Consider the following 20,154-nt stretch of genomic DNA (forward strand, 5'->3'; position numbering starts at 1 on the left):
ATGGCCGGCGCTGAAACCCCCACCGAAAAACCCCACATCCCTGTCCTTCTGCGTCCGTTGCTTGCGACCGTGGCGCCTGTCTCGGGCACCTGGCTCGACGGCACCTTTGGAGCGGGAGGGTACACGCGCGGCTTGCTGGAAGCCGGGGCCGAGAAGGTTATCGGTGTGGACCGTGATCCGCTGGCATTTGAGATGGCCGCTGATTGGGTGGGTGGATACGGTGACCGACTGGTGATGCAGCAGGGTGTGTTCTCTCGCATGGATGAATACGCACAGAATCTGGATGGGGTGGTGTTGGACCTTGGGGTCTCGTCCATGCAGTTGGATCAGGCGGAGCGTGGTTTTTCCTTCATGAAAGACGGTCCGCTGGATATGCGGATGAGTCAGGAAGGCGAGAGTGCTGCCGATTTGGTCAACACAGCGACCGAGGCGCAACTGGCCGACATCCTTTTCCATTTTGGCGAGGAACGCGCTAGCCGCCGGATTGCCAAGGCGATTGTGAAGGCGCGGGCCGAGGCGCCGATTACCACAACACTGCGACTGGCTGAGATTATCGAATCCTGCCTCCCGCGTCCGAAACCGGGTCAATCGCATCCGGCGACACGCAGCTTTCAGGGCCTGCGGATCGCGGTGAACGCGGAATATGAAGAGCTTTTCCAAGGGCTTATGGCTGCGGAACGTGCTTTGAAGCCGGGCGGGCAACTGGCTGTTGTGACGTTCCATTCTATCGAGGACCGCATGGTCAAACGGTTCTTTCAGTCACGTGCTGGCAAGACTGGGCGTGCAAATCGCTATGCGCCTGAGGTGGAGCAGGACCAGCCGCAGTTTACGCTTAAGACGCGCAAGGCTGTTGGACCGGATGAACAGGAATTACAGGAAAATCCGCGCGCGCGCTCGGCCAAGCTGCGTGTCGCAGTGCGGACCGAGGCACCGGCGGGGGAAATTGATGCCCGCGCCATTGGGATGCCGCAACTTGGGGGAAGGGCAAAATGAAAAGTGTTTTGTATGCGTTGACTGCCTTGGCCGTGTTCGGATTGGCGCTTTGGGCGTATCAAGAGAACTATCGCACCCAGCAGGTCGTTAAGGAAACGCAGAAGTTGCAGCGCGAGATTGGCGTGGCTCAGGTCCGGCTTGCGGTTTTGAACGCGGAATGGGCGTATCTTAATCGCCCTGATCGACTGCGCGAACTGGCCGATCTGAATTTTGAACGTCTGGGTTTGCTACCCCTTCGTGCCGAGCAGTTCGGGCGCGCTGACCAAATTGCATATGCAGAAGACCCTGACTTGCCGATCGTAGACCCGTTTGAGCTGCAGTCGCTGACTAACATTCAGGCTTTGGGCGAGGTGCAGATCCCATGACGCGCACGCCCCTCCGACCTCTGGCCCGTATCCTTGATGCACGCGCGCGGGGGGAAAACCCCAAGGCCATCGAACGTGAATATATCAGGAAGCGCCACGAAGACATGAAGGATCACGCCCGCGCCCGTGCAGAAGGGCGGCTTCTGGTGCTTGGCCTGTTCTTTTTCTGTGCCTTTGCAGTGGTTGGGTTTCGCATGGGGATGCTGGCAACATCCGAGGCGCAAGAGCCGCTGGCCAGCGCCCCCGGTGCCGCGATTGCCATGCAGCGGGCCAATATCGTCGACCGCGAGGGGCGTATTCTGGCAACCAATCTGGACACCTATTCGGTCTATGCCCAGCCGCCCCTGATGATCGACCCGGTGGCCGCCGCTGATCAGTTGGTCGCGATTTTCCCTGATCTGGAAAAAGAACGTCTGGTCAAGGATTTCACCGGCGACCGCAAGTTCCTGTGGATCAAAAAGCGTATCTCGCCGGAACAGAAACAAGCCGTTCACGACATCGGTGATCCCGGCATTCTGTTCGGCCCGCGTGAGATGCGGCTGTACCCCAACGGCAAGCTGGCCGCGCATATTCTTGGCGGATCGGGATTCGGGCGTGAAGGCGTCAGCGCAGCCGAGGTGATCGGTGTTGCCGGGGTCGAGAAACAGTTTGATGACTATCTGCGCAACCCGGCCAATGGGAACAAGCCGCTGCAACTGTCATTGGACCTGACCATTCAGGCTGCGGTCGAGCAGGTTCTGTATGGCGGCATGAATATCATGAACGCCAAGGGTGCCTCGGCCGTTTTGATGAACGCGCATACGGGTGAAGTGATCTCGGCGGCGTCGTTGCCGTCATTTGACCCAAACGACCGTCCGCGCCCGCCGACCTCGGGGTTTGATCCGTCTGACAGCCCCTTGTTCAACCGCTATGTGCAGGGCGTGTACGAGCTGGGATCAGTTTTCAAGATCTTCACGGCCGCGCAGGCGGTGCAACTGGGGCTGGTGAATTCTGAGACAATCATCGACACGTCTGGGCCTATGCGGATCGGACGCTTTCCAATTGGTGAGTTCAACGGCAAGAACTACGGTAAAATCAGCGTCGCGGATGTGATTGTTCACAGCTCGAACCGGGGTACCGGACGGCTGGCGCTGCAAATCGGCGCGCAGCGTCAACAGGAGTTCTTGCGCGCGCTCGGCATGTTCGAACCCACACCCTTTGAGATTGTCGAAGCCGCAGGTGGCGAGCCCCTCAAGCCCAAGAAATGGGGCGAGTTGAGCACTGTGACCATTTCCTATGGCCATGGGCTGTCGACCAGCCCAATGCATCTGGCAGCCGGTTACGCGGCGATCGCCAATGGAGGGCACTATGTTAGCCCAACGGTGTTGCGTAAGAACGGCCCTCAGTATGGTCCCCGTGTGCTGTCACATGGTGCCGCGCTTCAGGCGCAAAAGATGTTGCGCAAGGTGGTCACGGACGGAACGGCGAGTTTCGGGGACGTGGCGGGGTATGATGTCGCCGGTAAAACCGGCACAGCCGACAAGCCTAAGCCACGCGGTGGTTACTATGATGACAAGGTTATCGCGACCTTCGCGACGATTTTTCCGGCCTATGATCCCAAATACGTTCTGATCGTCACGCTGGACGAGCCGTCCATTGTTGCCTATGGCGAAAAGCGCCGCACGGCGGGCTGGACAGCGGTGCCCGTGGCTGCCGAATTGATCGGTCGTGTCGCGCCTTTGCTGGGCTTGCGTCCCCGGCTTGAGCCTGAGGCGCGCGCTGCTATAACGCTGACCTCAAATTAGACTGTCCGGCAAGAGGTGGGCGATGGGCACAAGGACAAAGAAACTCAGCCAACTGGCCCTGACCGCCCGAGGTGGCGCAAACCCGGAAATTACCGGGCTAGCCGTCGATAGCCGAGAGGTTAAGGAAGGCTACTTGTTCGCAGCCCTTCCCGGAACGCGGGTTCACGGGGGCGAGTTTATCCAGTTCGCCCTGCGGATGGGCGCTGCGGCCATCCTGACGGATGCCGAGGGTGCTGTGATCGCGGCGGATGAGTTGTCGGGCTCGGATGCGGCGCTGGTCGTCGTTGAAGACCCTCGTCAGGCGCTGGCGGGATGTGCGGCGCTTTGGTTTGGCTCTCAACCGCAGACTATCGTTGCCGTGACCGGGACAAACGGCAAGACGTCGGTCGCGACCTTTGTACGTCAGATCTGGATGGAGCTGGGCCACGCCGCGGTCAATCTTGGCACAACCGGTGTCGAAGGTGCCTGGACCGCGCCTCTGGCCCATACCACGCCAGAGCCTATAACCCTGCACCGTTGTCTCGCAGAAGCGGCAGAAAACGGTGTGACCCATGCCGCGATGGAGGCGTCGTCGCACGGTTTGGAACAACGGCGCCTGGACGGGGTGAATCTGACTGCGGCGGGCTTTTCAAACTTCACGCAGGACCATCTGGACTACCACGAAACGTTTGAGGCCTATTTTGCGGCCAAGGCCGGTCTGTTCGATCGCGTTCTGCCGCAGGACGGAACCGTCGTTATCAACATGAGCGACCCCAAAGGGCTGCATGTCCGTAAGATCGCCGAAGACCGGGGGCAGGATGTGCTGACCGTTGGTTTGGGTGATGCAGACCTGTGTCTGATGAACCAGCGTTTCGATGCCACGGGTCAGGACCTGCGCTTTTCGTGGAAAGGAAAGGTCTTTCAAACGCGCCTGAACCTGATTGGGGGATTTCAGGCCGAGAATGTCCTTTTGGCCTGCGGGCTTGTGATCGCGGGCGGAGATGATCCCGAGCGCGTTTTTGAAACCTTGCCGCACCTGACAACCGTGCGTGGACGAATGCAACTGGCTGCAACGCGAGAGAATGGGGCGGCGGTGTTCGTGGACTACGCCCACACGCCGGATGCGGTTGCGACTGCGCTCAAGGCGATGCGCCCGCATGTCATGGGTCGGCTGATTGCAATCGTTGGCGCGGGTGGCGATCGGGATGCGGGAAAGCGCCCTTTGATGGGCAAGGCCGCGGCGAACAACGCCGATGTGGTATTTGTAACGGATGACAACCCGCGCAGCGAAGACCCCGCAGTGATCCGCGAGGCCGTGATGCAAGGGGCACCGGGTGCAACCGAAGTCGGAGACAGGGCCGAGGCCATTCTCCGCGGTGTCGATGCCTTGCAACCCGGCGACGCGCTGCTGATTGCAGGCAAAGGGCATGAAACAGGCCAGATTGTTGGCGATCAGGTTCTGCCATTTGACGATGTGGAACAGGCCAGCATAAGCGTCGCTGCACTTGACGGGAGGGTCGCATGACTTTGTGGACCGCATCCGAAGCCGCCGAAGCAACCGGTGGGCGTGCTACAGCGGATTGGACAGCAAACGGCGTGTCCATTGACACGCGAACCCTGCAGCCCGACGATCTTTTCGTAGCGTTGACAGCGGCGCGTGACGGGCACGAATTCGTTGCGCAGGCATTGGAAAAAGGGGCAGGTGCGGCGCTTGTGTCCCGTGTGCCCGAAGGCGTGCCCGAAGATGCGCCGCTGCTGATCGTGGACGACGTTCAAGCAGGGTTGGAGGCGCTCGGGCAGGCCGCGCGTGCGCGCACGGATGCGCGGGTGATGGGCGTTACGGGCAGTGTCGGGAAAACCTCGACCAAGGAAATGCTGTCTACTATCTTGGAAACGCAGGGAAAAACACATGCCAGCGTTGCCAGCTACAACAATCATTGGGGTGTTCCTCTGACATTGGCCCGGATGCCGCGCGACACCGACTACGCGGTAATCGAGATTGGCATGAACCACCCCGGAGAGATCGCGCCCTTGGCAAGGCAGGCCCATCCCCACGTGGCATTGGTAACGACCGTGGCGGCTGTCCACCTAGAGGCGTTCGAGTCCGTTGCCGGAATCGCCCATGAAAAGGCTGCGATTTTCGAAGGTCTGACCAAAGGTGGCGCGGCGATCGTCAACGCGGATGTGGAACACGCAGAAATTCTACGCGAGTGTGCAATGGAAAACGGGGCTGGGGTCGTAGAGTTCGGGCGATCCGCTGTGGATTATGTGCTGAAAGATGTCACGCAGGCCTCGGATTCGGTACATGCGTCGGCGACCGTGGGCGATGTCCCATTCAAGTTTGACGTACAATCTGCCGGCACGCATTTTGCGATGAACGCGCTGGGGGCATTGGCCGCCTGTGTAGAGATGGGCGTTGAACTGGACGACGCGATTACTGGGTTGGCCCGGTGGTCTCCGGTCAAGGGGCGCGGGGTGCGAGAGCAGATTGCGCTGATTGCGGGCGGTCAGGTCGAATTGCTGGACGACAGTTATAACGCCAACCCAACCTCGATGGAGGCCGCGCTGGATGTGCTGGCCGCGTCGCAGGGTGACCGTAGGATCGCGTTCTTGGGCGATATGAAAGAGTTGGGCGCACAAGAAGCCGAAATGCACGCCAATATGGCCCACGTGGATGCCATGCAACGTGTTGATCGTGTTCACTGTATCGGCCCACTGATGAAGACGCTTCACGACGCTTTGCCGGACGAAAAACGCGGCCTCTGGTTTGAAACCAGCACTGAAATGGTCGCGCGTTTGCCAGAGCTGATCCGAGCCGGTGATACCGTATTGGCCAAAGGCTCACTGAGCATGGCTTTGGCACAGATTGTTGACGGTTTGCGGAAAATGGGGCAAGGGAGCGCGCCTGACCCATGATCGCCGCACGAGAAAGGTTTTAAGATGCTTTATTGGTTGACCGGCCTGTCGGACGGGGGGGATTTCTTTAACCTCTTTCGGTACATTACGTTCCGTGCAGGTGGGGCCTTTATGACTGCGTTGATCTTCGGGTTCCTGTTTGGAAAACCGCTGATCAATGTGTTGCGCCGCAAGCAGGGCAAGGGTCAGCCGATCCGGGATGACGGTCCCGAGGGGCATTTCTCAAAGGCCGGAACGCCAACCATGGGCGGCCTGCTGATAGTCGGGGCGCTTGTGACGTCTACTCTGGTCTGGGCGCGGTGGGACAACCCCTATGTCTGGATGGTGCTGTTCGTAACTTTGGCTTACGCAGCCATTGGTTTTGCCGACGATTACGCCAAGGTGTCCAAGCAGAACACTAAGGGCGTTTCGGGTAAAATGAGGCTTGCTCTGGGGATCTTTATTGCGGTTCTGGCTTCGCTATGGGCGACTTTGCACCATCCCGAGGCTTTGCAGAACCAGCTTGCCGTGCCGGTTTTCAAGGACACGCTGGTCAATCTGGGGATATTCTACATTCCGTTCTCGATTATCGTGATTGTGGGTGCGGCGAATGCCGTGAACCTGACCGACGGGTTGGACGGGCTTGCGATCATGCCTGCAATGATCGCGGCATCGACGCTGGGGATCATCGCGTATGCGGTGGGCCGGGTCGACTTTACCGAATATCTGGACGTGCACTATGTGCCGGGAACGGGTGAAATCTTTATCTTTACCTCGGCGCTTTTCGGCGCGGGGCTTGGGTTTCTTTGGTATAATGCGCCGCCTGCCGCCGTGTTCATGGGTGATACCGGGTCACTGGCCTTAGGGGGCGCGCTGGGTGCAATCGCAGTTGCCACCAAGCACGAATTGGTACTGGCCGTTGTCGGCGGTCTGTTCGTCGTCGAGGCACTGAGCGTGATCATTCAGGTCCTGTACTTCAAACGCACCGGGCGTCGGGTGTTCCTGATGGCGCCGATCCACCATCACTATGAGAAAAAGGGGTGGGCGGAACCGACGATCGTGATCCGGTTCTGGATCATTTCCCTGATCCTCGCGATGATTGGTCTGGCGACGCTGAAGGTCCGGTAGCCCTCCCGCCAGGTTCGGCGGACCTTCGGTCCACCTGCCACCTGTTGGGCCCGGCTCGCGCTGGCGCGCGAGCCTGTCTATCCCCTTGCCAATGAGGGGGTCTTCTGCGCAGGGTGACGCCCAAGCCAAAGTCAAAAAAGGGTGGGCAGCATGATCCCGGTCAAAGGGTTTTCAGGACATAAAGTTGCGGTTCTGGGGCTTGGTCGGTCAGGGCTGGCCGCCGCACGCGCATTAAGGGCTGGCGGCGCAGAGCCGGTCTGTTGGGATGACAACCCAGCGGCCCGCGAGAAGGCGGAAGGCGAAGGTTTTGCCTGCGCCGACCTTTTGCGCCATGGCGCGTTTGACGACATCGCCACGCTGATCGTCTCGCCGGGTATTCCGCATCTTTATCCTGACCCGAACCCTGTGGTGGCCGCTGCATTGGATGCGGGCGTGCCGGTAGACAACGACATCGGGCTGTTCTTCCGCTCTTTCGCGGGTGCGGAATGGAACAACTACGATATGCCTCCGCGCGTGATTGCGGTTACGGGGTCGAACGGTAAATCGACCACGGCCGCTTTGATCCATCATATCCTTACCGAAGCGGGGCGAGAGGCTCAGTTGGCGGGGAACATCGGGCGGGGTGTTCTGGATATTGAGCCGGGCGGGGATGGCTCTGTCGTGGTGCTGGAACTGAGCAGCTATCAGACAGAACTTGCCCGCGCTTTGACGCCGGATGTAGCGGTGTTCACCAATCTTTCACCGGATCATCTGGACCGACACGGCGGGATGGGCGGGTATTTTGCAGCCAAGCGCCGGTTGTTTGCCGAAGGCGGACCAGACCGCGCCGTGATCGGCATCGACGAAAAAGAAGGAGCGTTTTTGGCCGGTCAGCTTGCCGAGGGGCTCTCTGATGACCGGGTGATCCGCGTATCGGTCGCACGCAAATTGACGGGCCCCGGATGGCAGGTCTTCGCACGCAAGGGGTTTTTGTCGGAATATCGCAAAGGTCGGCAGGCCGGGTCGATTGACATGCGTGGGATCAAGGGACTGCCCGGTTCCCATAACCACCAGAACGCATGCGCGGCATACGCAGCCTGTCGTGCGTTGGGCTTAGCCCCCCGCGTGATCGAGGACGCACTGCACAGCTATCCCGGCTTGCCGCACCGCAGCCAGATCATCGCCGAAGCAGATGGCGTCACTTTTGTGAACGACTCCAAGGCCACCAACGTGGACAGTGCTCTGAAAGCGCTGAACGCGTTTGGAAAAATCCGCTGGATTTGCGGTGGGCTAGAGAAAGAGGGCGGATTGTCGGCATTGAACGCAGCATCGGACAGAGTCATCAAAGCCTATGTGATCGGGCGCGAGGCGGCCGGATTTGCCATGCAGCTTGACGCGGAAACGCTGGTTTGCACGACGATGGCCGAGGCCGTGGCGCAGGCCATGTCGGATGCGCAGCCGGGTGAAACTGTGCTATTGGCCCCAGCGGCGGCTAGTTTTGACCAATACGACAGTTTCGAGCGACGCGGAGAAGACTTTGAGGCGCAGGTTCGGCAGAGGCTGTCAGAATAGAGGTTTGCAATTGATCGCCGGTTGAGCGAAGCTGAGTTGCTATCAGCTTGACGCGCCAAGATTATTGGTTTTGCCTGCCTTCAAATTCAACGTGAGGTTATGATTATGCCATACCGTAAATTCTCTTTGATCCTGCCCGCTATTTTGGTGGTTGGAGCCTGCTCCAATGTCGGTGCCAATTACCAGCCGGTCGTCGATGGACCGGTTGGGCCAAACTACAACGCGGATCTGGCCCAGTGTCAGGCGCTTGCACGGTCTCAGCCGACAGTGGATAGCCGGACGGCTGGCGCTGCTGCCATCGGCGCGGCGGGTGCTGCCGGCACCAAGGCGATCATTGACGACAGCGCCAGCGATCTGGGGCGTGCCGCCGTTGCAGGTGCGCTTGTAGGTGCGGGTGCGAGCGCGATTAATAATACTCAAAATCAGGAAGTGATCGTGCGCAACTGTATGCGCGGACGTGGGTATAACGTCGTAGGTTAACGGCCCGCGATCGCAGTTCCGGCGGCGTGGCCCGATGACCACGCCCACTGGAAGTTGTATCCGCCCAGCCAGCCTGTGACATCCACTGCTTCGCCAATCGCATAGAGGCCGGGGACATCCCTGGCCTCCATCGTTCTGGACGAAAGGTCGTCGGTGTCGATCCCACCCAACGTGACCTCGGCGGTGCGGTAGCCCTCGGTGCCAGATGGGGTCAGTTGCCAGTTTGATAGGGCTTTGACCAGTTCAATCAGAGCGGCATCGGATTGGTCGGCCAGATTGCCTTGCATGGGGATGATGCGGCTGAGGAATTCCACCAGACGACTGGGCAGGTGTCGGGCCAGTTCGGTGGTCAGAGCTTTGCGCCCTCCGGCCTGCCGCTGATCGCGCAGCACGTCAAACAGAGCGAGATCAGGGATCAGATTGACGCTGATGTCTTCGCCCTCGCGCCAGTAAGAGGACAGTTGCAGGACAGACGGTCCGCTGAGGCCGCGATGGGTGAACAGCAGCGCTTCGTCAAAGCTGGTGCGCGTGTTCGACAGTCGGGCAGGCAGGGAAACGCCTGAAAGCTCTTTGAATTTTGCGTCCGAAAACGTGAATGGCACCAGCGCCGCCCTTGTATCAGTAATGCCCAACCCGAATTGTCGCGCGATGTCATAGGCCAGCCCGGTCGCACCCATTTTGGGGATCGACTTGCCGCCCGTGGCCAGCACCAGATTGGCGCAGGTCAGGGAAACGCGCTGTCCTTCGCGATCGACGTCAAGGGCGAACCCGCTTTCCGTCTTGCGAAGGTCCCTCAACTCGGCCCGGACCCACAATTCGGCCCCTGCATTCGCCATCTCATCCATCAGCATCTGAATGATCTGTTTTGAGGAACCGTCGCAGAACAACTGCCCTAGCGTTTTCTCGTGCCACGCAATCTTGTGCCGCCAGACCAGATCGATGAAATCCCACTGGGTGTACCGGGCCAATGCGGATTTGCAAAAATGCGGGTTCTGCGACAGGAAGTTGCCAGGCCCTGCGTACATGTTCGTAAAGTTGCAGCGCCCGCCGCCCGAGATACGGATTTTCTCACCCGCGGCCTTCGCATGGTCGATCGCTAATACGCGCCCACCGCAATGGGCGGCGCACATCATACCGGCTGCCCCGGCACCAAGGATGATCGTGTCAAAGTCCATGTGTTGCGCATGGCGCGGATTACCTGGGATGGCAAGGGGGACTTGGTGCATGCCATGTTTGTCGCGGCCCTTTCTTTGATGCTATGAGCTGTCGGGTATTCTCTGCACCGATGCGTGACGTATTCAGGAAAGGTCCAATATGCCCCAGACAATAACAAAGGGAATCAAGGCACTGCTGGCCGAAGCGAATGCCGTTGTTTCGTCGGTTTCGGTTGAGCAGGCCCAAGCCATGCTAGACAGTGACGACCACGTTCTGATCGACTTGCGCGACTTTCGCGAATTAAAACGGTCTGGCAAGATCCCCGGAGCATTCTCATGCCCCAGAGGGATGCTCGAGTTTTGGATCGACCCCGAAAGCCCATATCACAAGGACGTCTTTGATCAGGACAAGACCTACGTGTTCTATTGCGCCAGCGCGTGGCGGTCGGCGCTTAGTGCCAAAATCGCGATGGAGATGGGGCTAAAGCCGGTTGTTCATATCGAAGGTGGGTTTACCGCTTGGGCCAAGTCCGGTGCACCGGTTGAAGAAGTTGAGTAGTCAGATTTAGGCGAACATCATTCCGCAAACCCCCGTCCCGGCGGGACTTTGCTGACGGCGGTTTGTTTTTGCTCAAACCCCTCATTTTACTGGCCCAAAGGCAAAAACCGGGATAGACTCTCAATCAGATCCCGAAAACGGGACGTGAACGAGGCAGAGAGTGGCGGTATCTCATGACTGAGATGGTGTATGGCGCGGTCCAGGACCAGCGCGGCGAACCGATTCTACCAAAGTGGTGGCGCACGATTGACCGCTGGACGATGTCCTGCGTTCTGATCCTGTTTGTCATCGGCTTGTTGCTGGGGTTGGCGTCCTCGCCGCCGCTGGCAAGCCGCAATGGGTTTGATCCTTTTCACTACGTTGAGCGGCAGGCGTTGTTCGGCGGCTTAGCTCTGATTGCGATGCTGCTGACCTCGATGATGTCGCCGACTTTGGTGCGGCGACTGGCTGTGCTGGGTTTTCTCGGCGCGTTTGTGGCGCTGGCCTTTCTGCCTGTCTTCGGGACCGATTTCGGTAAAGGGGCGGTGCGCTGGTATTCGCTGGGCTTTGCCTCGCTGCAACCGTCCGAATTTCTGAAACCCGGTTTCATCGTCGTGGCTGCGTGGTTGCTGGCCGCGTCGCAGGAAATCAACGGCCCTCCGGGGCGGTTGTGGTCTTTTGCGCTGTGTATGGCGATCGTGGCGATGTTGGTGCTGCAACCCGACTTTGGTCAGGCCTGCCTGATCCTGTTTGGTTGGGGCGTGATGTATTTCGTGGCCGGTGCGCCGATGCTGCTGCTGGTCGGCATGGCGGGCGCGGTCGTTCTGGGCGGGATGTTCGCATATTCGAACTCGGAACATTTTGCGCGCCGCATTGACGGCTTCCTGAACCAAGAGGTCGATCCGACCACCCAGCTTGGCTATGCCACCAACGCGATCCGCGAGGGCGGGTTGTTCGGTGTGGGCGTGGGCGAGGGGCAGGTGAAATGGTCGTTGCCAGATGCGCATACGGATTTCATCATAGCTGTTGCGGCCGAGGAATACGGCCTGATCCTGGTGTTGATCATCATCGCGCTTTATTCGCTGATCGTCGTGCGTTCGCTCCTGCGGCTGATGCGTGAACGCGACATGTTCATCCGTCTGGCAGGGACAGGTCTGGCCTGCATGTTCGGCGTTCAGGCGATGATCAACATGGGGGTGGCCGTGCGTCTGCTGCCCGCCAAGGGCATGACATTGCCGTTCGTCAGCTATGGTGGTTCCTCGCTGATTGCGGGTGGAATTGCGGTTGGCATGTTGCTGGCCTTTACCCGCACCCGGCCACAGGGCGAACTGGGCGACATACTGCGCGGACGAGGTTGATGACAGCACCTTATCTTCTGATTGCGGCGGGCGGCACCGGGGGTCACATGTTCCCGGCACAGGCGCTGGCCGAGGCAATGCTGCACAAAGGCTGGCGCGTCCGTTTGTCAACTGATGCGCGCGGTGCGCGTTATACGGGTGGCTTTCCTCATTCGACCGAGATTGTCGAGGCCAGTTCCGCCACTTTCGCGCGGGGCGGTTTGGCCGCCAAAGCGATGGTGGGCCCAAAGATCGCGGGCGGCGTGACCAGCATGGCAATGCAGATGATGCGCGACCGACCTGACGTGGTTGTCGGCTTTGGTGGATACCCCTCAATCCCTGCGTTGGGGGCGGCAACGTTGCTGAAAATCCCGCGCATGATCCACGAACAGAACGGTGTGCTGGGCCGCGTGAACCAGTTGTTTGCCAAGCGCGTGGCGCAGGTGGCTTGCGGTGTGTGGCCCACGGACCTGCCAGACGGCGCGCAGGGGGTCCACACCGGCAACCCGGTCCGCGCCGCCGTGTTAGAGCGTGCAGCGTCGGGGTACATCCCCCCCGGCGACTACCCGATGTCTGTGCTTGTTATGGGCGGCTCGCAGGGGGCACGTATTCTCAGCGACGTTGTGCCCGGTGCGATCGCGGCATTGCCCGAAGCCCTGCGCGCCCATATCCGCGTGGCGCATCAGGCGCGGAATGAGGATGGCGAACGTGTCACCGCGTTTTATGCCGATAACGGAATTCGCGCCGAAGTCTTGCCATTCTTCGATGACGTCCCACGACGCATGTCCGATGCGCAACTTGTCATAAGCCGCTCGGGTGCCTCCAGCGTTGCCGATATCTCGGTAATCGGGCGGCCTTCGATCCTGATCCCTTTTGCCGCTGCTGCCGGAGATCACCAAACCGCCAATGCTCGCGGGTTGGTGCAGGCCGGGGGCGCGATCATGATCCCGGAAAACCTGCTTGACGTTCCAGCGCTGACCGAGCAAATCACCGCAGTTCTGACAAACCCCGAAGCCGCGCAAAAGATGGCCCACGCCGCCCTCTCGACCGGCGCGCCCGATGCGACCGAGCGTCTGGTGCACCTCGTCGAACAGTTGGCGCAGAAGGAGACCACATGAATCCAGCAACTAAACTGCCGCAAGACGTAGGGTCGATCCACTTTGTCGGGATCGGCGGGATTGGGATGTCCGGGATTGCCGAGGTTCTGCTGAACCTGGGCTACAGGGTGCAGGGCTCGGACCTGAAAGCGTCCAAGATCACTGACCGTCTGGCCGGTTTGGGGGCCGAGATTTTCGTGGGCCAGCGCGCCGAAAACCTTGAAAATGCAGCCGTTGTGGTGGTGTCTACTGCGATCAAGGCGGGGAATCCCGAATTGGACGGTGCCCGTGCGCAGGGCCTGCCGGTGGTGCGCCGTGCCGACATGCTGGCGGAGCTGATGCGCCTGAAGTCCAACATTGCCATCGCCGGAACCCATGGCAAAACAACCACCACCACCATGATGGCTGAACTCATGGTCGCCGGAGATTTCGACCCCACCGTGATCAATGGCGGCATCATTCACGCCTATGGCAGCAACGCGCGGATGGGGCAGGGCGAATGGATGGTGGTCGAGGCCGACGAATCGGATGGCTCGTTCAACCGTTTGCCCGCAACCATTGCTATTGTCACCAATATCGACCCCGAGCATATGGAGCATTGGGGCGATTTCGATAAACTTCGCGATGGGTTCTATGAGTTCGTCTCGAACCTGCCTTTCTATGGGCTGGCGGTCTGTTGCACGGATCATGCCGAGGTGCAGACGCTGGTGGGTCGTATCACCGACCGCCGCGTGCGCACTTATGGGTTTAACGCGCAGGCCGATGTGCGGGCGGTGAACCTGACCTATAAGGGCGGCGTCGCGCATTTTGATGTTCATCTGCAATATGAAAACACGGTGATCGAAGGCTGCACGCTGCCGATGCCGGGCGACCACAATGTCTCGAACGCATTAAGCGCCGTGGCCGTTGCCCGTCATCTGGGTATGAAAACCGCGGAAATCCGCGAGGCTTTGGCCAATTTCGGCGGCGTCAATCGCCGTTTCACCAAGGTTGGAGAGGTCGACGGTGTCACCATTATCGACGATTACGGCCACCACCCGGTTGAAATCGCCGCCGTACTAAAAGCTGCACGTCAGGCTTCCGAAGGCCGCGTAATCGCAGTGCATCAACCGCATCGGTATTCACGCCTGTCAAACCTGTTTGATGATTTCTGCACCTGTTTCAATGACGCCGACGTGGTCGCCATTGCCGAAATCTTTGCCGCCGGAGAAGATCCGATCGAGGGGGCATCCCGCGATGATCTGGTGCAGGGCCTGATCCGCCACGGCCACCGCCATGCCCGCGCGCTGCTGGATGAAAACGATCTGGAACGGCTGGTCCGCGAACAGGCCCGTCCGGGCGACATGGTCGTCTGTCTGGGGGCCGGTACGATCAGCGCATGGGCCAATGGTTTGCCGGAACGGTTGCTGCGCAAGCAGGCTGGATAAGTAATGGACTCTGCCGACGCGCAACCTTAAAGAGCGTGGTCGGACTCGCCAGAAAGCGTCCTTGGAGGGGCGAATGGTTTATTCAGTGGTATTTGCAGGATTGTGGGTGGTGGCCTCGACCGTCGTGGCCATGCTGCCGATGCGTCTGCAATTTCCACCCGGCGTTGTTCTGTTCGTGGCGGCACCTGCACTTATCGTCTGGTTAGGCCATGATTTCGGCTGGTTCTTTTCAGTGCTGGCCTTTGCTGCCTTTGCGTCAATGTTCCGCAACCCCATCCGTCATTACTGGCACCGTTGGACCGGGCAGGAGGTAGAAGAGTGAACTTGTCTCTTGCCCTTGCTTTCATGTGGGGGATCGCTGCGAATGTGCTGGCGATGATCCCAAGCAAAGACAACCACTGGACCAGGGCTTATGTTCTGATTGCTGTTGGCATTCCGATCCTTGGCTATGTGACTTTGCAAAATGGTCCCTGGATTGGCTTGGTCGTTCTGGCGGCGGGAATGTCCGTGTTGCGCTGGCCGGTGATCTATCTGGGGCGGTGGGTGCGCAAAGTACTTGGCGCGACGCTCTGACCAATACAGCTTGCGTTGCAGGTTCAAATCCGCGAATTAGCAGGCATGACAGCTCTTCCCACGCCACGCGGCAAACTCTCTGAAAACCGACCTTTGAATGATCTGACATGGCTGCGCGTCGGCGGGCCGGCGGACTATCTGTTCCAACCAGCCGATTTGGAGGACCTGCGGGATTTCCTGCGGCGGCTTCCCGGAGACATGGCGGTTTTTCCGATGGGTGTCGGCTCTAACCTCATTGTGCGCGACGGGGGGCTGAGGGCGGTTGTGATCCGTTTGGGGCGGGGCTTCAATGGCATTGGCGTCGAAGGCAACCGAGTAACGGCAGGGGCTGCTGCGCTGGATGCGCATGTTGCGCGCAAAGCGGCGGATGCGGGGGTTGATCTAACGTTCCTGCGCACCATTCCCGGGTCTATCGGTGGTGCTGTGCGGATGAACGCGGGGTGTTATGGCAGCTACACGGCGGATGTCCTGCGCAATGCGACTATCGTGACCCGTCAGGGCGACGTTGTGGACCTGACCCCTGACGAGCTGAACTTTAGCTATCGCCAGTCGGACCTGCCCGAAGGTGCGGTGCTGATCTCGGCGACGTTTGAGGGGCCTTCCGCTGATCCGCAGGTCTTGCATGATCGCATGACCGCGCAACTGAAGAAACGCGACGAAACCCAGCCCACCAAGGACCGCAGCGCGGGGTCCACTTTTCGCAATCCGGCGGGGTATTCCTCGACCGGCCAAGCCGATGATGTGCATGATCTGAAGGCGTGGAAGGTGATTGACGATGCGGGAATGCGCGGCGCGGCCAGAGGCGGCGCGCAGATGAGTCCCAAGCATTCGAATTTCATGATCAATACTGGCACCGCAACCGCCGCCGACCTTGAAGGTCTGGGTGAAGAGGTGCGAAAAAAGGTTTACGAAACAAGCGGCATCACGCTAGAGTGGGAAATCATGCGGGTCGGTGATCCGCAGACAGATTAAGACCCCAACCGTCAGACCAAAACAGGCAAATTCAGGCGACGGATCAAGGGTATAAACGATTACGGACCACCAGATAAGGTCCGGGGACATTGAGGCGCTAAGTGGGTAAGTCGAGCAGGACACACCCCAAAGTGGCGGTATTGATGGGCGGCCCCTCGGCAGAACGCGAGGTGTCACTCAGCAGCGGGCGCGAATGCGCAGCCGCCCTCAGGGGAGAAGGCTTTGAAGTGGTCGAGCTGGACGCGGGTCCCGACCTTTACGCGCGCCTTTTGGACATCAAGCCAGATGTTGTTTTCAACGCCCTGCATGGCCGCTGGGGTGAGGATGGCTGCGTGCAGGGTCTGCTGGAATGGATGCGGATACCCTATACGCATTCCGGCGTGCTGGCCTCGGCTTTGGCGATGGACAAACAGCGCAGCAAGGAAATTTACCAGACCGAGGGTCTGCCTGTCGTACCCAGCGTGATCGTGCCCAAGGTCGAGGTTGTCGAAGTTCACGTGATGGAGCCGCCCTACGTGGCCAAGCCCAATAACGAAGGGTCCAGCGTAGGGATCTACATCGTTCACGAAGGGTCCAACGGACCGCCGAAACTGTCGGATGATATGCCCGAACATGTCATGGTCGAGAAATACGTGGCCGGGCGTGAATTGACGGTGACGGTGGTGGGGGATCGCGCCCTTACAGTGACCGAAATCATGACGGATGGCGGCTGGTACGACTATGACGCCAAGTATAAGCCGGGCGGTTCGTGGCACGTACTGCCTGCTGATATTCCGCAGAACATTTTCCAACTTTGCATGGAATACGCAATTAAGGCCCACAACGCTTTGGGTTGCCGGGGCGTAAGCCGTACCGACTATCGCTGGGATGACAGCATGGGCGCGGATGGGTTGTTTCTGCTCGAAACCAACACGCAACCGGGTATGACGCCAACGTCTTTGGTGCCCGAGCAGGCAGAACATTGCGGTATGACGTTCGGACAGCTTTGCGCCTGGGTGGTGGAGGATGCTTCATGCGACCGTTAAGAGCCACCCACGCACCTGTCATACACCGGTCAAAACCGTTGTCAGGGCCGGATGCGGATTTCGCGTCGGGCGAACATCACGATGTTGAGCCGAAACTGCGTTTGCAGGGCGCAAAGCTGTTTGGCCGCAAGTCCCGTCGCTTTGACCCCGCGCCCTCGCGCCTCAGCTACCGGATGCAGCGTTGGATGCTGACACCGGGTGTGCGGCGCGGCCTGAAGGTTGGGCTGCCGATTATTGCGATCTGCGCGGCTGTTGGCCTCTATTTCAGCGCGGCAGAGCGGCGCGACGCGTTGGTGGCTTATGCCAACGATATCAAGACTTCTATCCAGCAACGCCCCGAATTCATGGTCAACCTGATGGCGATCGACGGGGCAGGCCCCGGTCTGGCGGATGATATCCGTGCAGTGGTGCCGTTGGATTTCCCGATCAGTTCTTGGGATCTGGATGCCGATCAGATCCGCGATACGATCACGGGGCTGGACCCTGTCAAATCGGCGACCGTGCGCGTTCGTCCGGGTGGAATCCTTCAGGTGGATGTTGTCGAGCGCCAGCCTGTTGTCGTCTGGCGTACGCGGGGCGGTATCGAGCTGCTGGATGACACCGGCGCGCATGTCGAACGAATTGTTTCGCGCAAGGACCACTCCGGCCTGCCTTTGATCGCGGGCAAGGGTGCCGATGCCCATGTGCCGCAAGCGTTGGAACTGTTGGCGACGGCGCGCAGCCTTGGCAACCGGGTGCGCGGGCTAGTGCGTATAGGCGAACGCCGCTGGGATCTGGTGCTGGATCGGGGACAGCGCATCATGCTGCCGACAGAACGCCCCGTCCGGGCGTTGGAGCGCGTGCTGGCCGTAAACGAAGTTCAGGATCTGCTGGAACGCGACGTGGCCGTTGTTGATATGCGTCTGGGTCAGCGACCAACCATCCGAATGACCAAAGCTGCCAGCGAAGACTGGTGGAATACAAAAGTAGATGTAAGTAGCGGGCAGTAACGATTATGATGACGGACCTTTATCAGTCTCAACGGGCCATGCGGCAAATGCGCAGACAGGCAATGCAGCGCGGTGTGGTTGCCATTCTGGATGTCGGCAGCTCAAAGATTGCCTGCCTTGTGCTTCGGTTTGACGGCGCCGGTCGCCTGAACGAAGACTGCGGGATCGGATCGCTCGCCGGTCAGTCCGGCTTTCGCGTGATTGGTGCTGCAACGACCCGGTCCCGTGGCGTGCAGTTCGGCGAAGTCACGGCCATGCAGGAAACTGAGCGCGCCATTCGAACCGCGCTGCAAACAGCGCAGAAGATGGCCGATATCCGCGTGGATCACGTGATCGCATGTTTTTCGGGGGCCAATCCCCGATCTTACGGTTTGGACGCTCAGGTCGATCTGGAAGGGCAGGTCGTGACTGAGGCCGAGGTTGGTCGCGTTCTGAATGCCTGCGACGTTCCCGATTACGGTGCGGGGCGCGAAGTGCTGCATGCGCAGCCGGTGAACTTTGCTTTGGACAACCGCTCTGGCCTGATCGACCCACGCGGTCAGATGGGGCAATCGCTGGCCGTTGACATGCACATGCTCACCGTTGACGCCGTTGCAATCCAGAACATCGTGCGCTGTATCAAGCGTTGTGATCTAGAGCTCGCCGGGATCGCGAACTCGGCCTATGTGTCGGGTGTTTCGGCCTTGGTCGAGGACGAGCAGGAACTGGGCGCGGCCTGTATTGACATGGGCGGTGGCACGACCAGCGTGTCGATCTTCATGAAGAAACACATGATCTACGCCGATTGCGTGCGTATGGGCGGTGATCACGTGACCTCGGATATCTCGATGGGGTTGGGTGTTCCCGCGCATGTGGCTGAACGTATCAAAACATTCAATGGGGGGGTTCATGCGACAGGCGCAGATGATCGTGACCTGATCGACATCGGTGGCGATACCGGCGACTGGGAGCACGATCGCCGGACCGTTAGCCGGGCCGAATTGATCGGGATCATGCGTCCTCGTGTGGAAGAGATCCTGGAAGAGGTCCGCATTCGTCTGGATGCTGCGGGGTTCGAACACATGCCCAGTCAGCAGATTGTTCTAACGGGCGGTGGTAGCCAGATCATGGGCCTCGATGGGCTTGCGACCCGTATTCTGGGTCAGCGCGTCCGCCTTGGCCGCCCCCTTCGTGTTCACGGGTTGCCGCAATCGGCAACCGGGCCGGGATTTTCCTCGGCGGTGGGCCTTAGCCTGTTCGCGGCGCATCCGCAGGATGAGTGGTGGGACTTTGAAATCCCGGTCGATACCTATGCGGCGCGCCCTTTCAAGCGCGCAGTGCGCTGGTTCCGTGACAATTGGTAAGGTCCTGATCGCGGCGCTTGTCGCTGCGATTCCCACTACCCCATCGGCCCAGACTCGCATCCCGCCTGAGGCGTTTCTAAGCGCGGTCGAGGGCAAAACCGTCAAGTTCCACGACTACCCGAGCGGCGATCTGGTGGGGGCCGAAGAATTCCTCAGCCCGACTCTCTCGGTTTGGCGAATGGAGGGCAGGGGTTGTGTCTATGGTCAGATTACAACTCCTGACGGGCAGATCTGCTTTCTCTATGACGATGATGTCGACGGCATTCCGGTTTGCTGGTGGCCCTTTGCGCACGAGGATCGGCTGATGGTTCGTCTGGCCACATTCGCCTATACTGAAATCCAAGAAGTTCGTGATATTTCCGAAGACGGTCTGAACTGTCCAAGTGCCCCAATTGGCTAAAGAAATGTGTTGCGGACGCCGTTGAAATCCCGCAAAATATCCACAGGGCCCGTCAGAGGCCCCGCGGCAGGACCTGAGCAGTTTTCCGCACACAGAAGATGATGGATTTTTAGGTGACGCGCCC

The 20,154-nt window shown here is 59.6% G+C and carries 20 protein-coding genes; 19 read left to right on the forward strand and 1 reads right to left on the reverse strand.

The genetic code is table 11. The annotated features are described in order from the left end of the window. The 8 genes from rsmH (at position 1) to GOV88_RS05050 (ending at position 9,175) form a co-directional block, all read left to right on the forward strand. Positions 1–993 (forward strand): 16S rRNA (cytosine(1402)-N(4))-methyltransferase RsmH, encoded by a 993-nt coding sequence (gene rsmH / locus GOV88_RS05015; RefSeq protein WP_171239718.1) that lies wholly within the window; start codon positions 1–3, stop codon positions 991–993. Beyond that, positions 990–1,358, forward strand: coding sequence for a cell division protein FtsL (locus GOV88_RS05020; protein WP_171120635.1), 369 nt, complete (start codon positions 990–992; stop codon positions 1,356–1,358). The genes rsmH and GOV88_RS05020 overlap by 4 nt, the downstream gene beginning before the upstream one ends. Then, entirely contained in the window at positions 1,355–3,142 is a 1,788-nt protein-coding gene (locus tag GOV88_RS05025) for a penicillin-binding protein 2 (protein WP_171239719.1), read from the forward strand. The genes GOV88_RS05020 and GOV88_RS05025 overlap by 4 nt, the downstream gene beginning before the upstream one ends. 22 nt (positions 3,143–3,164) lie before the next feature. Continuing rightward, positions 3,165–4,646: a UDP-N-acetylmuramoyl-L-alanyl-D-glutamate--2,6-diaminopimelate ligase gene (locus GOV88_RS05030; RefSeq protein WP_171239720.1), complete on the forward strand. Its 1,482-nt coding sequence runs from the start codon at positions 3,165–3,167 to the stop codon at positions 4,644–4,646. Then, positions 4,643–6,037 carry a UDP-N-acetylmuramoyl-tripeptide--D-alanyl-D-alanine ligase gene (gene murF, locus GOV88_RS05035; RefSeq protein ID WP_171120641.1) on the forward strand — a complete coding sequence of 465 codons (1,395 nt, stop codon included), beginning with the start codon at positions 4,643–4,645 and terminating at the stop codon, positions 6,035–6,037. The genes GOV88_RS05030 and murF overlap by 4 nt, the downstream gene beginning before the upstream one ends. Positions 6,038–6,061: 24 nt before the next feature. Further along, positions 6,062–7,144: a phospho-N-acetylmuramoyl-pentapeptide-transferase gene (gene mraY, locus GOV88_RS05040; protein WP_171239721.1), complete on the forward strand. Its 1,083-nt coding sequence runs from the start codon at positions 6,062–6,064 to the stop codon at positions 7,142–7,144. 150 nt (positions 7,145–7,294) lie between these two features. After that, on the forward strand, positions 7,295–8,695 hold the full coding sequence (gene murD, locus GOV88_RS05045) for a UDP-N-acetylmuramoyl-L-alanine--D-glutamate ligase (protein WP_171239722.1): 1,401 nt from the start codon (positions 7,295–7,297) through the stop codon (positions 8,693–8,695). Positions 8,696–8,800: 105 nt separating this feature from the next. Next, a complete protein-coding gene (locus GOV88_RS05050; protein ID WP_254428667.1) occupies positions 8,801–9,175 on the forward strand; it encodes a glycine zipper family protein in 375 nt (124 codons plus the stop codon). Here GOV88_RS05050 and GOV88_RS05055 read toward each other — a convergent pair. Further along, entirely contained in the window at positions 9,172–10,350 is a 1,179-nt protein-coding gene (locus GOV88_RS05055) for an NAD(P)/FAD-dependent oxidoreductase (RefSeq protein WP_171239723.1), read from the reverse strand. The two genes, GOV88_RS05050 and GOV88_RS05055, sit on opposite strands and share 4 nt — an antisense overlap. Positions 10,351–10,489: 139 nt before the next feature. Between GOV88_RS05055 and GOV88_RS05060 the strand changes: the two genes are divergently transcribed. The 11 genes from GOV88_RS05060 (at position 10,490) to GOV88_RS05110 (ending at position 20,030) form a co-directional block, all read left to right on the forward strand. Beyond that, positions 10,490–10,888, forward strand: coding sequence for a rhodanese-like domain-containing protein (locus GOV88_RS05060; RefSeq protein ID WP_171122500.1), 399 nt, complete (start codon positions 10,490–10,492; stop codon positions 10,886–10,888). 173 nt (positions 10,889–11,061) lie between these two features. Then, positions 11,062–12,225 carry a putative lipid II flippase FtsW gene (gene ftsW / locus GOV88_RS05065; RefSeq protein ID WP_171120656.1) on the forward strand — a complete coding sequence of 388 codons (1,164 nt, stop codon included), beginning with the start codon at positions 11,062–11,064 and terminating at the stop codon, positions 12,223–12,225. Further along, positions 12,225–13,322 carry a UDP-N-acetylglucosamine--N-acetylmuramyl-(pentapeptide) pyrophosphoryl-undecaprenol N-acetylglucosamine transferase gene (locus tag GOV88_RS05070; protein WP_171122502.1) on the forward strand — a complete coding sequence of 366 codons (1,098 nt, stop codon included), beginning with the start codon at positions 12,225–12,227 and terminating at the stop codon, positions 13,320–13,322. The genes ftsW and GOV88_RS05070 overlap by 1 nt, the downstream gene beginning before the upstream one ends. After that, entirely contained in the window at positions 13,319–14,728 is a 1,410-nt protein-coding gene (murC, locus tag GOV88_RS05075; RefSeq protein ID WP_171239724.1) for a UDP-N-acetylmuramate--L-alanine ligase, read from the forward strand. The genes GOV88_RS05070 and murC overlap by 4 nt, the downstream gene beginning before the upstream one ends. A 73-nt stretch (positions 14,729–14,801) precedes the next feature. Further along, a complete protein-coding gene (locus GOV88_RS05080) occupies positions 14,802–15,050 on the forward strand; it encodes a DUF2484 family protein (protein WP_171210420.1) in 249 nt (82 codons plus the stop codon). After that, complete coding sequence (locus tag GOV88_RS05085; protein WP_171120664.1) at positions 15,047–15,301, forward strand: DUF2484 family protein; 255 nt, start codon at positions 15,047–15,049, stop codon at positions 15,299–15,301. The genes GOV88_RS05080 and GOV88_RS05085 overlap by 4 nt, the downstream gene beginning before the upstream one ends. A gap of 45 nt (positions 15,302–15,346) precedes the next feature. Further along, positions 15,347–16,273, forward strand: a complete 927-nt coding sequence (gene murB / locus GOV88_RS05090) for a UDP-N-acetylmuramate dehydrogenase (protein ID WP_171122509.1) — start codon at positions 15,347–15,349, stop codon at positions 16,271–16,273. Between the two features lie 101 nt (positions 16,274–16,374). Further along, positions 16,375–17,298, forward strand: coding sequence for a D-alanine--D-alanine ligase (locus tag GOV88_RS05095; protein WP_171239725.1), 924 nt, complete (start codon positions 16,375–16,377; stop codon positions 17,296–17,298). Continuing rightward, complete coding sequence (locus GOV88_RS05100) at positions 17,286–18,287, forward strand: cell division protein FtsQ/DivIB (RefSeq protein WP_171239726.1); 1,002 nt, start codon at positions 17,286–17,288, stop codon at positions 18,285–18,287. Before GOV88_RS05095 ends, GOV88_RS05100 begins: the two co-directional genes overlap by 13 nt. 8 nt (positions 18,288–18,295) lie before the next feature. Further along, entirely contained in the window at positions 18,296–19,630 is a 1,335-nt protein-coding gene (gene ftsA, locus GOV88_RS05105) for a cell division protein FtsA (protein WP_171239791.1), read from the forward strand. Then, positions 19,617–20,030: a hypothetical protein gene (locus GOV88_RS05110; protein ID WP_171239727.1), complete on the forward strand. Its 414-nt coding sequence runs from the start codon at positions 19,617–19,619 to the stop codon at positions 20,028–20,030. The genes ftsA and GOV88_RS05110 overlap by 14 nt, the downstream gene beginning before the upstream one ends. The last annotated feature ends 124 nt before the right edge of the window (positions 20,031–20,154 follow it).

Source organism: Ruegeria sp. HKCCA5491, from assembly GCF_013034565.1.
Taxonomy (GTDB): Bacteria; Pseudomonadota; Alphaproteobacteria; order Rhodobacterales; family Rhodobacteraceae; genus Ruegeria.

Coding starts and splice junctions, on each gene's coding strand:
- GOV88_RS05030 (WP_171239720.1), top strand. CDS start 3,165: ATGGGCACAAGGACAAAGAAACTCAGCCAACTGGCCCTGACCGCCCGA.
- ftsW (WP_171120656.1), top strand. CDS start 11,062: ATGACTGAGATGGTGTATGGCGCGGTCCAGGACCAGCGCGGCGAACCG.
- GOV88_RS05055 (WP_171239723.1), bottom strand. CDS start 10,350: ATGGACTTTGACACGATCATCCTTGGTGCCGGGGCAGCCGGTATGATG.
- GOV88_RS05020 (WP_171120635.1), top strand. CDS start 990: ATGAAAAGTGTTTTGTATGCGTTGACTGCCTTGGCCGTGTTCGGATTG.
- murF (WP_171120641.1), top strand. CDS start 4,643: ATGACTTTGTGGACCGCATCCGAAGCCGCCGAAGCAACCGGTGGGCGT.
- murD (WP_171239722.1), top strand. CDS start 7,295: ATGATCCCGGTCAAAGGGTTTTCAGGACATAAAGTTGCGGTTCTGGGG.
- mraY (WP_171239721.1), top strand. CDS start 6,062: ATGCTTTATTGGTTGACCGGCCTGTCGGACGGGGGGGATTTCTTTAAC.
- GOV88_RS05050 (WP_254428667.1), top strand. CDS start 8,801: ATGCCATACCGTAAATTCTCTTTGATCCTGCCCGCTATTTTGGTGGTT.
- GOV88_RS05080 (WP_171210420.1), top strand. CDS start 14,802: ATGGTTTATTCAGTGGTATTTGCAGGATTGTGGGTGGTGGCCTCGACC.
- GOV88_RS05060 (WP_171122500.1), top strand. CDS start 10,490: ATGCCCCAGACAATAACAAAGGGAATCAAGGCACTGCTGGCCGAAGCG.
- GOV88_RS05025 (WP_171239719.1), top strand. CDS start 1,355: ATGACGCGCACGCCCCTCCGACCTCTGGCCCGTATCCTTGATGCACGC.
- ftsA (WP_171239791.1), top strand. CDS start 18,296: ATGACGGACCTTTATCAGTCTCAACGGGCCATGCGGCAAATGCGCAGA.
- rsmH (WP_171239718.1), top strand. CDS start 1: ATGGCCGGCGCTGAAACCCCCACCGAAAAACCCCACATCCCTGTCCTT.
- murC (WP_171239724.1), top strand. CDS start 13,319: ATGAATCCAGCAACTAAACTGCCGCAAGACGTAGGGTCGATCCACTTT.
- GOV88_RS05100 (WP_171239726.1), top strand. CDS start 17,286: ATGCGACCGTTAAGAGCCACCCACGCACCTGTCATACACCGGTCAAAA.
- murB (WP_171122509.1), top strand. CDS start 15,347: ATGACAGCTCTTCCCACGCCACGCGGCAAACTCTCTGAAAACCGACCT.
- GOV88_RS05070 (WP_171122502.1), top strand. CDS start 12,225: ATGACAGCACCTTATCTTCTGATTGCGGCGGGCGGCACCGGGGGTCAC.